Source organism: Alishewanella jeotgali KCTC 22429 (assembly GCF_000245735.1).
Classification (GTDB): domain Bacteria; phylum Pseudomonadota; class Gammaproteobacteria; order Enterobacterales; family Alteromonadaceae; genus Alishewanella; species Alishewanella jeotgali.
This window is the reverse complement of record NZ_AHTH01000020.1, coordinates 1-12,407: the sequence shown is the minus strand read 5'-3', so window position 1 is coordinate 12,407 and position 12,407 is coordinate 1. Positions and strand designations below refer to the sequence as shown.

9 protein-coding genes are annotated in these 12,407 nt (G+C 52.8%); 6 read left to right on the top strand and 3 right to left on the bottom strand.

All coding sequences use genetic code 11. The features are described 5' to 3' along the window. Position 1: 1 nt before the first annotated feature. The gene (locus AJE_RS18620) at positions 2-154 is read right to left on the bottom strand and encodes a hypothetical protein (RefSeq protein WP_169313479.1); all 153 of its coding nucleotides are present in this window, start codon (positions 152-154) and stop codon (positions 2-4) included. Positions 155-308: 154 nt separating this feature from the next. Between AJE_RS18620 and pyrC the strand changes: the two genes are divergently transcribed. Next, the gene (gene pyrC, locus AJE_RS07805; protein WP_008950389.1) at positions 309-1,352 is read left to right on the top strand and encodes a dihydroorotase; all 1,044 of its coding nucleotides are present in this window, start codon (positions 309-311) and stop codon (positions 1,350-1,352) included. A 12-nt stretch (positions 1,353-1,364) separates the two neighbouring features. On the opposite strand, the gene AJE_RS07800 is transcribed toward pyrC, so the two are convergent. Next, positions 1,365-2,867 (bottom strand): YifB family Mg chelatase-like AAA ATPase, encoded by a 1,503-nt coding sequence (locus AJE_RS07800; protein ID WP_039928291.1) that lies wholly within the window; start codon positions 2,865-2,867, stop codon positions 1,365-1,367. Positions 2,868-3,023: 156 nt separating this feature from the next. Here AJE_RS07800 and AJE_RS07795 point away from each other — a divergent pair, with 156 nt between their 5' ends. The 4 genes from AJE_RS07795 (at position 3,024) to AJE_RS07780 (ending at position 11,031) form a co-directional block, all read left to right on the top strand. Beyond that, positions 3,024-5,327, top strand: a complete 2,304-nt coding sequence (locus AJE_RS07795; protein WP_008950387.1) for an efflux RND transporter permease subunit — start codon at positions 3,024-3,026, stop codon at positions 5,325-5,327. Beyond that, positions 5,308-6,093, top strand: coding sequence for an outer membrane lipoprotein-sorting protein (locus tag AJE_RS07790; RefSeq protein ID WP_008950386.1), 786 nt, complete (start codon positions 5,308-5,310; stop codon positions 6,091-6,093). Before AJE_RS07795 ends, AJE_RS07790 begins: the two co-directional genes overlap by 20 nt. A gap of 9 nt (positions 6,094-6,102) precedes the next feature. Then, positions 6,103-7,737 carry a FimV/HubP family polar landmark protein gene (locus AJE_RS07785; protein WP_008950385.1) on the top strand — a complete coding sequence of 545 codons (1,635 nt, stop codon included), beginning with the start codon at positions 6,103-6,105 and terminating at the stop codon, positions 7,735-7,737. Positions 7,738-7,818: 81 nt separating this feature from the next. Then, positions 7,819-11,031, top strand: coding sequence for a DEAD/DEAH box helicase (locus tag AJE_RS07780; protein ID WP_039928289.1), 3,213 nt, complete (start codon positions 7,819-7,821; stop codon positions 11,029-11,031). On the opposite strand, the gene AJE_RS07775 is transcribed toward AJE_RS07780, so the two are convergent. Continuing rightward, positions 11,018-11,377 (bottom strand): c-type cytochrome, encoded by a 360-nt coding sequence (locus AJE_RS07775; RefSeq protein ID WP_008950383.1) that lies wholly within the window; start codon positions 11,375-11,377, stop codon positions 11,018-11,020. The genes AJE_RS07780 and AJE_RS07775 overlap by 14 nt on opposite strands. A 206-nt stretch (positions 11,378-11,583) precedes the next feature. Between AJE_RS07775 and AJE_RS07770 the strand changes: the two genes are divergently transcribed. Next, on the top strand, positions 11,584-12,407 hold an 824-nt coding region (locus AJE_RS07770), incomplete at its 3' end, for a carboxysome shell carbonic anhydrase domain-containg protein (RefSeq protein ID WP_008950382.1).

Here is a 12,407-nt window from a genome sequence, read left to right as displayed (position 1 = left end):
ACTAAATCTTGCAGGCGCCGCCGCTACACTCATCATCGTCATCACCAAACTGCGGTTCGGCGGCAGCGCTGTTGGCAGCAGCCAGCTGGGCAGCGACGGAATCTTCGGCGGCGTCAAAATCTAAATGGTCTAAGTCGAGGTCAAAGTCTGACATGGCAAGGTTTCCTGGTTGGTGTAGCAGCAGAATCGCTGCCATGGCAGCAAGTGTAGCAGAGCTGGTGGCGACTGAAAAAGCCTGAGCAGTAATTTCGTCAGCGGGCTATCCCTGCTATCATAGCGCAACTTTTCCAGCCGGCCGGAGCTTACCGATGACGACTTTAACGCTGCAAACCCCTGATGATTGGCACCTGCATTTTCGTGATGGCGATATGTTACTGGAAACCGTACCGGCCACGGCGCGGGTGTTTCAGCGGGCTATCGTGATGCCTAATTTAGTACCGCCGGTTACCACCGCCGAGATGGCAGTTGCCTACCGCGATCGTATTCTGGCAGCACGGCCGGCCGGTAGCCGCTTTCAGCCGCTGGTCACCTTATATTTAACCGATAAAACCAGCAAAGCTGATATTCAGCAAGCCAAAGCGGCAGGGGTCGTGGCGGCTAAGTTATATCCGGCCGGTGCCACGACAAACTCCAGCTCAGGTGTCGCGGCACTGGATGCCTTATACCCGGTGTTTGAGGCAATGGCCGAAGCGGGTATGTTGCTGCTGATCCATGGCGAAGTGACCGATCACGAGATTGATATTTTTGACCGTGAGAAAGTATTTATTGATCGCTATTTGCAGCATATCGTTGCCCGCTTGCCGTCACTAAAGGTGGTGTTTGAGCATATTACTACTGCTGACGCCGCCAGCTTTGTCGCCGAAGCCTCAGCTAATGTGGCGGCGACCATTACACCACAGCATTTACTGTTGAACCGTAATGATATGTTAGTCGGTGGTATCCGGCCGCATAACTACTGCTTGCCGGTATTAAAACGCCGCACTCATCAGGAAGCACTGCGTGCCGCGGTGGCCAGCGGTTCAGCCAAGTTTTTCCTCGGCACCGACTCGGCGCCGCATGAAAAACACCGCAAAGAATCGGCCTGCGGCTGTGCCGGCTGCTACAGCGCGCACAGTGCTATCGAGTTATATGCGCAGGTGTTTGATGAGCTGGGCTGCCTCGATAAGCTGGAAGCCTTTGCCAGCCACTATGGTGCTGATTTCTATGGTTTACCGCGCAACAGCGGCACCATTACGCTGGTACAACAGGAATGGCAGGTGCCGGCGGAAATTATTCTGCCAAACGGTCATCCGATAGTGCCATTTTTCGGTGGTCAGACCCTGAAATGGAAATTACAGCAGGGTATTCAGTAAGTACTGAGTGGTCTATTGCCGCAGATATTGAATTAACCGATCTAAGGCCCGGTAACTGAGCGCTTCCAGCAAGTGGGGGCGCTCAATTTGCGGGCTCTGCTGCAGATCGGCAATAGTACGGCTGACTTTTAGTAGCTTGTGATAGGTCCGCGCTGATAATTTAAATTTCTGTAGGGTGTTTTCTAAAAACGTCGCATCGCTGCTACTCAGTGGGCAGTAGCGATTCAGCTCCCGCCCCAGTAAACGGGCATTGGCTTTGCCCTGACGCGCTAATTGCAATTGCCTTGCGGCCAGCACCCGTTGCTGCACCTGCTGGCTGCTTTCTTCCGCTTGCTGACTGCTCAGGCTACCCGCCGGCAACAACGGCACTTCGATTTGTAATTCAATCCGTTCCAGAAAAGGCCCGGACAAGCGGTTCAGGTAACGCAGAATTTCACCATGATTGGCGCGGCCGTCCTCATGATGGCCGGTGGGGCTGGGGTTTAACGCAGCCACAAGCTGAAATTGTGCCGGAAACTCGGCCTGCCTTGCGGCCCGGGAAACGTGAATCGTCCCGGTTTCCAGGGGTTCCCGTAATACATCCAATACTTTACGCGGAAACTCAGTAACCTCGTCTAAAAATAGCACCCCGTGATGCGCCAGTGAAATTTCACCCGGCCTGGGTACTGAGCCGCCGCCAACCAGCGCGACCGCAGAAGCAGTATGATGTGGCGAGCGGAATGGGCGTTGTTGCCAATCTTGCTGATCCCTGGCGATACCGGCAATCGAGTAAATAGCGGCGGTTGCCAGTGCTTCGCTTTCTGTTAACGGCGGTAAGATCCCCGGTAAGCGTTGTGCCAGCATCGATTTGCCAGTACCAGGTGGGCCGAATAACAACAAATTATGTTCACCGGCAGCGGCCAGTTCCAGCACCCGCTTGGCTTGCGGCTGGCCTTTTACATCCGCCAGATCCAGCGGGTTGCCTGGTGGTTTGTCAGGCAGAGGTGGAATGGCGGGCAGGGCTTGCTGTTCCAGTAAGAAACTGTGTACTTGCAGTAAATGGGTGGCGCCATGCACGGCCGCGTCAGGGATCAGCTGCGCTTGTTGGGCATTAGTCATCGGTAAAATGGCGGCGCGTCCGGCATCGCGGCAAGCAATCGCCAGCGGGATTTCGCCTAGAATCGGCCGGATTTCGCCAGATAGCGCCAGTTCGCCGCAAAATTCAAAGGGATCAGTGCATTTTTCCGGTAGCTGGCCAGAGGCGACAATAATCCCCAGGGCAATCGCCAGATCAAAACGGCCACCTTCTTTCGGTAAGTCGGCAGGGGCTAAATTAACAGTAATGCGCCGGTCCGGGAATTGGAATCCGCTATTCAGTAAGGCACTGCGTACCCGGTCCCGTGCTTCTTTCACCGACGTCTCTGGCAACCCCACTAGTTGGAAAGCCGGTAAGCCATTACTTAAATGCACCTCAACAGTGACCAAGGGGGCGGCCAGGCCATATCGAGCCCGACTGTAGATGATGGCTAGTGACATAAATTTGATAGAATTGTTTTATATGGGTAAATTAATAGCAAATTTTTCGTCAGGGTAAAGGCATAGCATAGATAAATTTAATTTTTTCGGGGGAATTCTGTATCTCTGGTTTGCAGGGTGTACACTTTTAACTCTGTTTACTTATGAGGATCTTTCATGGCGCCGGCATGGACTGACAAGTTTATTCGTTATCCCACAATAGTGTTGGCGTTTTGCCTGTTGTTGGTGATGGTGCTAAGTGCTGGTTTAGGAAAGCTGTATTTCCGTGGTGACTATCGTATTTTTTTTTCGGAGGATAACCCACAGTTACTGGCTTTCGAGCAAATGCAGTACGAATTCAACAAAAGTGACAATATGCTGATCGGGATAGCGCCCCGAGATCGGAAAATTTTTACGCCAGAAAGATTAGAGTTAATCCGACGCTATACCGAAGCCGCCTGGCAAACTCCCTACTCAACCCGTGTGGATTCAATCACTAACTATCAGCATACTGAAGCCGTCGCCGATGATTTATTGGTAGCCGACCTAGTGCCGGCAGAGCAACCCCTGACCGCCGTCGAAATCGCGCGAATTCAGGCTGTTGCCCTGAACGAACCTTTGCTGCGTAACCGATTGATTGCAGCTGATGGCGCTGTCGCCGCGATCAATATCACCTTGCAGCTACCGGAGCAGAATCAACATCAGGAAGTCTTAGATGTCTGGCAAGCGGTAACGGCCATCAGCGCTCAGCTGCAACAGGAGTTTCCTGACGTTGATTTTTATCACACCGGCATTATTGCGATGAACTATGCCTTTGCATCTGAGGCTGAACAAGATGTGAAGAAGTTGGTGCCGCTGATGTTTCTGGCCATATTACTGGTATTGGGTTGGTTACTGCGTTCAGTTTGGGCGTCACTAGCGACCTTTGTGGTGATTATTACTTCGTTGTTAAGCACTCTGGGGATAGCAGGTTGGCTGGGTATCTTTATGAGTACTGCAACAGTCAATGTTCCGACCATACTGATGACATTGGCCGTTGCTGATTCTGTGCATATTATCGCTTCCATGCAGTTCGCATTAGCCAAGGGGTATCAAAAGTCAGCTGCAGTAAGTTATAGCTTACAGCGAAATCTGATGCCGGTACTGATCACCAGTGTGACAACAGCAATTGGCTTTTTAACGCTTAATTTTTCTGAAGTCCCTATTTTACGGGATCTGGGTAACCTTACTGCAATCGGCGTTATGCTGGCATGCCTCTACAGTTTAGTGTTATTGCCCATTTTGTTGTTATGGTTACCTATGCGGCCAGTGACTGATGCCAGGCAACACACGGTAATCCAGCATCTGGCAACCTGGGTTATTGGTAGACAACAGCTGTTGCGCTGGAGTTTCTCTGGTTTGGTGTTGCTATGTCTGGGATTATTGACATTAAATCAGATCAATGATGAACCCAATGAGTACTTTGCGCCGGCAACAGAATTCCGGCAAGCCAACGATTTTATGGAGCAGCATTTGAGTGGATTCACTCTGATAGATTTTGCTCTGGATAGTGGGCAACCTTCGGGGGTAAATGAACCACAATTTCTCAGCGCCGTTGCAGCCTTTAGTAACTGGTTATTACAGCAGCCGGAGGTGATGCATGTTAATACCCTGACCGATATTATGAAGCGGTTGAACAAAAATATGCATCAGGATGATCCGGCATTTTATCGGTTACCGGAAAGCCGTGAAGAGGCGGCGCAATACCTATTGATGTATGAAATGTCTTTACCCTTTGGTCTCGATTTGAATCATCAACTCAATATTGACAAGAGTGCCACTAAACTTACCGCGACATTATATAACCTGGGCAGCAAAGAATTGACCAACCTGGAAAGCCGGGCTTATCAATTTATCGAGCAACATTATCCGCAATATCAGCTAGCAGCCGCTAGTGCGGGCTTGATGTTCGCTCATATCGGTGAGCGCAATATGGCGTCAATGCTAAAAACGCTACCGCTGGCATTAATCCTGATTTCGGTGATTCTGATCTTTAGTCTAGGCTCGCTTAAGCTCGGTCTGATTAGCCTGATTCCTAATTTGGTGCCGGCGATAGTTGGTTTTGGTGTCTGGGGACTAATGATTGGTGAGATTAATCTCGCTTTGTCTGTGGTGGCTGGGATGAGTTTGGGTATTATTGTGGATGATACTGTGCACTTTCTGGCTAAGTATAAACACGCCAGAAGTGAAGGGCTGGCAACAGAGCGTGCAGTGAGTTATGCCTTCCACAGTGTTGGCCGGGCACTCTGTATTACGACACTGGTGTTAGTATGTGGTTTTGGTGTACTCATTTTTTCAGGATTCCGGCTAAATTCTGATATGGGGCTACTGACGGCCATGATCATACTCATCGCATTAATTGTCGATTTGTTATTTCTACCTGCTTGCCTGCTTCATCTGGATAAAGATAAGGATAAATCACATGTTGAAGAAACTGCTTAGTGTTTTTTGGTTAAGTCTGCTTTTTATTCCTGCCGCTGCAGAGGAAACTGATTTGGAGCGTGGTTTAGCTATTGCTACTGAGCAGAAAAACCGTGACCGTGGTTGGGGAGACTCAGAGAGCAATATGTTGATGGTGCTGCGTACAGCACAAGGGCGGGAAAGTGTGCGGCGGATGCGAACTCTGGCGCTGGAGGTAGAGGGTGATGGTGATAAAAGCCTGACCATTTTTGATGAGCCTTTGGATGTTCGTGGCTCGGCTTTTCTGACACACTCGCATCCTACTGTTGAAGATGACCAGTGGTTGTACTTACCCAGTGTAAGACGTACCAGACGTATTGCCAGTCGCAATAAATCCGGGCCCTTTATGGCCAGTGAGTTTGCGTACGAGGATATGACCTCCTTTGAATTAGAGAAATTTCGCTTTCGCTATCTAGGTGACGAGAAGTGCGGTGAGCTTACTTGCTTTGTACTTGAGCAGATCCCGGTAGATACTTTTTCGGGTTACAGCAAGATTATTGCGTGGATTGATCAGGAGCATTACAGGGTGCAACGTGCTGAATACTTCGATCGTAAAGACGCTTTACTAAAAACACTGACAGTTGAGGACTACCGATTATATCTCGATCAATATTGGCGACCTCATAAACTGACGATGCACAATCAACAAACGGGTAAAAGCACTGATCTGATTCTAGAAAGCATCAACTTTAGAACTGGCCGTACCGCAGCAGACTTTGACGTTGCTGCACTGGAACGGGCGCGATAAGGAGCCGCCATGGCATGTAGCATCGGCCGTATAACGCTGTTGGTATTGTCTTTACTGCAATGTGCTGCAGTAGAGGCGACGACTGAGCGTTCGGTCGATGCCAATACCACACTCTGGCGGCTGGGGCAGGCTGTGCGGCCCGATCAGCAGGTAACGATGCCACAGGTGATCTATGCGTTGTGGCAACATAATCCGGCCGCTTTTCGCGACCAGAATTTGCATTATTTATTAAAAGGCGCCCGGTTAAAGGTGCCAAGCCGCGAGCAAATGCTGGCCACGCCGGCGGAACAGGCACATCTATGGTATTACGGCGAACTGGCGAAGCAACAATTACCAACCCGCTTAGCCACTGCCCAACCGGCTAAACCTGAAGCCGTTGCAACTGCGCTGGGGCCTGAGGCAGCCGTGGCAGTACCGCAGCCAATCCGCCCTGCGGCACAACCGGCCAAACCTGTGGCAACAGCACCCCGTCCTGCACCATCTCCTGCAGTAACACCCGCTCAGGCACCACAAGTTGCCAGCGGCACCAGCCGTTTGCAGCAGGAGTTGGGTTTTGAACAGCGTTTTTTTGCAAGCCGGGGCCTGGCGGCAGCCGAGCGCTCGCAGCAGCTGTTAAGTTATCGCGCGCTGTGGTCGTATGAGGCTGCCAATCGTCGACATCAACTAGACCTGGCGCCTTATTTACGCTGGCATCAGTCTGATAGTGATAGCAATCTGGTCGATCTACAGCAGGCTTACTGGCGCTATATCGGTGCTGGCTGGGAATTTAAAGCCGGTATCGATACCCTGTTCTGGGGGGTTACCGAATCACAACATCTGGTGGATGTGCTGAATCAAAGTGATTTGGCGGCCGGGGTTGAGTTGGAAGCCAAACTGGGGCAGCCGATGCTGCAATTGCGGCGCAGTGGTAATGCCGGCACCCTGGATCTGTTTGTACTGCCGTATTTTCGCGAACGCTTATTCCCTTCACCACAGGGCCGGCTTAGTCCGCCGCTGCCGGTAAATCATGACCTGGCCTGGTATGAATCCAGCTCCGGTAAACATAATCTGGACTTTGCCCTGCGCTATAGCCAGCGCTTTGCCGGTTTGGATCTGGGGCTGAGTTTCTTTAGTGGTAATAACCGCGAGCCGGTTTTAGTACCTACCGCAAATGCCGAGTTGCAGCCGCGCTATTACCAGATGGAGCAGTATGGACTTGACCTGCTTTGGGTGCAGGGCGACTGGCTCTGGAAGCTGGAGTCGATTTACCGCCGTAGCGGGCCTTTTGACTATGTTGCCGCCACCGGTGGTTTTGAATACACCCGGGTCGGCGTCTTTGGGCAAAGCTGGGATCTGGGCTGGATTGCCGAATATCAGTACGATAGTCGCGGCAAGGCCGCGACCCTGCCGGGGCAGAATGATCTGTTCTTCGGTTGGCGGCTGGCGCTGAATGATATTGCCGGCACCGAGTTTTTATTTGGTGTGCTGCAGGATCTGGATCAGCGACAAAGCCGCAGCATCAAGCTGGAGGGGGCCCTGCGCCTGACTGACAGCCTGCGGTTAAGCCTGAACGGTTGGCTATTTCAGAGTAATAACCCGCAAGATGCGCTGTTCTGGCTGCGTCGTGATGATTATCTTGCGCTGCAACTGACCTACTTTTTCTGATTTCTGATTATTTAGGCTTTGGTCTGTGCTGCCTTTACGGTAACATAGGTCTTTTGCCTGTTGTGTAACGCCGAGAAAAACGTGTCTGAGCAAGATCCTGTTGATACCAATTTCCCATTGTCGGATGCCAAGCTGCTGCAGTGGTTTGATCCGGCGACGGTCCATCGTGCCCGTGCTTATTTGCAGGCCGGTAAAGTGCTGAAACTGGAATACAACGACGATCTGAGTCAAATCAGCGCCCAGGTATGGGGCGCCGGCTTTGCGCCTTACCGGCAAAAAATCAGTCTGCGTGAACAACAAGGGCAGTGGCAGTTAGAAGATAGCTGCAGTTGCCCAGTCGGCGGCCGCTGTAAGCATGTGCTGGCCGTGTTGCTGCGCTTAAAGCGCGATTATGCGCAGCAGCAACTGCGGATCAAACAAATGCCGTTGTTGCAGCTGGATAACTGGTTTGCTGAAGTGGCCAGAGTACGTGAACCTGATGCTGCCAGCAGCGAAGAGAGTATCCTGTATTTACTGAGTTATGGCCAAAGTGGTTTGCAGCTCTATCCGCGACGGGTCAAGGTGCTGAAAAAAGGCGGCTACAGTAAAGGCCAGCCTTTGGGTAAGTACGATCTGGTCGCGCCGCAGCCGCCAAGCTGGCTGGCCGAAGAAGATTACCGCTTACTGACATTGTTCCGCTCCCACAATCAACAGGATCAGCATTTACTTGAGGGGCGCTGGGGTTATGAGTTGTTACAGGCGTTTCTGGCAACCGGCCGCTGCTATTTTGGCGAAGCCCGGCAACCCTTAAGCTGGCAGGAGGCGCGACCGCTGCAACTGAGCTGGCAGGCCAGCACTGGTGGACAACGGCTGCAGTGTCAGATCGCAGAAGATGAGGCGAATCAGCCAATCTTTACCGAACCGCCCTGTTTTATCAATACCGATCATTATGAACTGGGCCCGCTGGATACGGCATTAACGGGGCGCGAGTTAAAACTGCTGAGTAAGATGCCACTGATCCCGCCGGCACAGCTAACCCAGCGGCTGGGCCAGCTGCAAAAGCTATTCCCGGCAGTCACTTTACCGCTGCCGGAGGGCGCAGCCGCCAGTCAGCTGGATGTGGCACCGGTACCGGTGCTGGCACTGCAAATGCGGGTGCAGCAACCGAAAATGCCGGCCAGACCCGTCGCTATTCTGGCCTTTGATTATGGCGCCCACCGGCTACCGCTGAATTTACAGCAGCGGCAAACTGAGATCGTAACGGCGGCGCAGAGTATCTTTGTGCTACGCCAGCGTGGCGTGGAAGTGACGGCTCTGGAGCAATTACTGGCACTGGGGCTGGTCAGTTGTGAACTGCCGGCACCGGCGAATACGCTCAGCGCCTTCTCAATAGGGGAAGGGCCGGATAATCCAGAGCTATGGCAACCGCTGCTGGAAGCTTTGCCCGAACTGCGGCAGCAAGGCTGGCGCATAGAGCAGGACAGTGACTTTAATCTGCAAATTCTGGATGCCAAGCCCTATTTACAGGTCAGTGACGGTAAACAAAGCGGTTTTGAGCTGGCGATCCAGGTCGATGTCAGTGGTCAGCAGGTGCCGTTATTACCGTTAATTAGTCAGTATCTGCGGCATTATGGCCTGCCCACCGCCGGTGAAACCATCTGGCTGAGTCTGCCGCAGGGCAAACTGGCGATCCCGATGGCATTAATTCAGCCGCTGATTGATACCATCGTTGAGCTGCTGAACTTACAGAAATCGCCGCTAACGCTGGAGTTACCAGACTATAAAGCCGCGATCCTGCCGCCACCCGGTGCGGCGGAGATTCAGTATCTGAATGCCAACCGCCTGCAGCGTCTGAACGAGCAGTTACACAATTTTCAGGGTATTAGTGAGGTGCCGCTGCCAACAGGTTTGCAGGCGACACTGCGCAGCTATCAGCAGCAGGGTTTAAACTGGCTGGTGTTTTTACGCCACTTTGGCCTGGGCGGCATTCTGGCCGATGATATGGGCTTGGGTAAAACCCTGCAAACCTTAAGTTTCTTGTTGCACGAAAAGCAGCAGGGGCGTTTAACCCAGCCGGCGCTGATTGTTTGCCCGACCTCACTCCTTGGCAACTGGCAGAATGAAGCGGCGCGTTTTACCCCAGCGCTGCGGGTCCTGCAAATTTACGGTGCCAAACGCCGGCCTTTGTTTGAGCAACTGGCAGAGTTCGATGTGCTGGTGACCAGCTATCCGCTGCTGGTGCGGGATCTGCCGCTGTACCGGCAGCGCGCCTTTAGTGTAGTGGTGCTGGATGAAGCCCAGCATATTAAAAATGCCGGCAGTCAGGCCGCACAGAGCGTGCGGGCGTTAAAACGCGACTTTAGCCTGGCCTTGTCGGGCACGCCGCTGGAAAACCATCTGGGAGAATTAAAGTCACTGTTTGACTTTGTATTGCCGGGGCTGCTTGGCACCGAAGCCCACTTTACCCAGGTGTATCGCAAACCGATTGAGAAACATGCCGATACCGAGCGGGCACAGGCATTAAAACAAAAAGTGGCTCCCTTTATGCTGCGCCGCACCAAACGTCAGGTGGCTGCGGAGTTGCCCGAGAAAACCGAAATTGTTCAGCTGCTGGAGCTGGAAGCCGATCAGCGCAACCTGTATGAAAGTATCCGCTTGATTATGGAAACCAAGGTACGGGAGCTATTTTTGCGTAAAGGCGTTGCCGCCAGCCAGATCGAATTTCTGGACGCCTTGCTGAAACTGCGTCAGGCCTGCTGTGATGCCCGCCTGGTACCGATAGAGCAGGCGCAGCTGGTGCGGCATAACGCCAAGCTCAGTTGGTTGCGGGAGAATCTGCCGGAAATGATTGAAGAAGGCCGGCGGGTACTGTTATTCAGCCAGTTTGCCAGCATGCTGCACCTGATTGAGCAAGAGCTGCAATTTCTCGGCATCAGTTACAGTAAGTTAACCGGCCAGACCAAAAACCGGCAGCAACAAATTGATGCCTTTCAACAGGGTGAAACAGAAGTCTTTTTAATCAGTTTAAAAGCCGGTGGTACCGGCCTGAACCTGACGGCTGCCGACACGGTGATCCATTATGATCCCTGGTGGAACCCGGCGGCAGAAAATCAGGCCACCGACCGCGCCCACCGCATCGGCCAGGATAAAGCGGTCTTTGTGTACAAACTGATTGCCCGCAATACGGTAGAAGAAAAAGTCCAACAACTGCAGCAATACAAGCAGGGACTGGCCGATCAACTGTTGAGCAGCGGTAAGGGCCAGCTGTGGCAGGGTAATGCCGAGGATCTGCTGGCGCTGTTTATGGCTGACTAGGGCCGGGCAACAGCGCATAATAAGCGGCGAGCAGCGCAATATCGTCATCGGTCAGGCCGCGCGCCTGCGGGCTCATTAACGCATGTTTGCGACTGCCATCGCGATATTGCTGCAATGCCTCAGTCAGCTGTGCTTCTGGTAAGCCAGCCAGACTGGGGTATAACGCCTGGCGCGAGATACCATTAGCGCCATGGCACGCCGCGCAACTGCGGGCACGCAGGCTGCCCTGCTGCAGTAACTGCTGCTGTTCCGGCGTAAAACGTGCCGTCAACTCCGGCTCAGGGGCGGGCTTACCGCAGGCCGCTAAACCCAGTACTGCAACGAACAATGACAAACTACTACGCATTACCGCCTTCCTTTTAAAAAAATCCAAGCCAATTATTCTTACACTCAACATTCAACACTAGCCTGCCATAAAATCTGGCTATTGCCCAGTTAGCCAAAACGGGTAGCGATACACGCAGCACCTCGACTAAAGTTGCAGCAGTAAGCACCAACAAGCCCTGCAATTTTTCTGTTATGGTTAATGCAGCTTAACTTAACGGATGCCCTATGTCAGACGCTACCCCAGAGCTGCATCAACAACCCTTTTCAGACCGGCTAAGCTGGCTGGAGCAGTTAGCCAGCCGGCATAGTGCGGCCTTTATTGCCGGCACCGCTGCCCGCGAGGCTTATCTGGCGCAGCATCCGACTAAAATTATTGCGCTAAAATGCATGGATGGCCGGATCCATCTGCCGCATGCTACCCAAACGCCGCTGGGGATTATTCAGCCCTACCGCAATTTGGGTGGCATTTTTAACCTCGGCTGGCCGTATCTGGGCGATTTGCTGTGCGATGATATTAATCAGGCGCTGGCGCAAGGCCGGCCGGTGCTGGTACTGATTAGCTACCATTTTTCAGCTGGCGCCAGAGAGCGCGGTTGTGCCGGCTTTCAACATGATCGTGATGCCGCACTGGCGCAGGCGCTGCAGATCCGCGATCAGCTACAGAGCATTTTTGCCGCCAGTGAGCAGTGTTATGCGCTGGTGGTTGGTTTTGAAACTGACAGCGACGCGCTGGTATTGCATGGCAGTACTGGCCGGATGCTGGATTTAAGCCAGTACAGTCCAGACCTGAGTCCGCAGTTACCGGCCTTATTGCAACAGCTCTGCCCATTATTGCCAGCGGCGATGCAGCGCGATTTACTGCCGCTGCTGCTTGGTAATTTGCGGCACAGCGCCTTGCAGCGGCAACAACGGCGGCAGCTGGATATTGAACATCGGGAGTGGATGCTCTGTCTGGGGCGAGGCTTTGATTTTCTGCATGTGCCTAATATCGCCCTCATTATCGGCCCCTTTAGCCCGGACCTGTCGCAGCCGGTGAAAAAGGCCGCCGC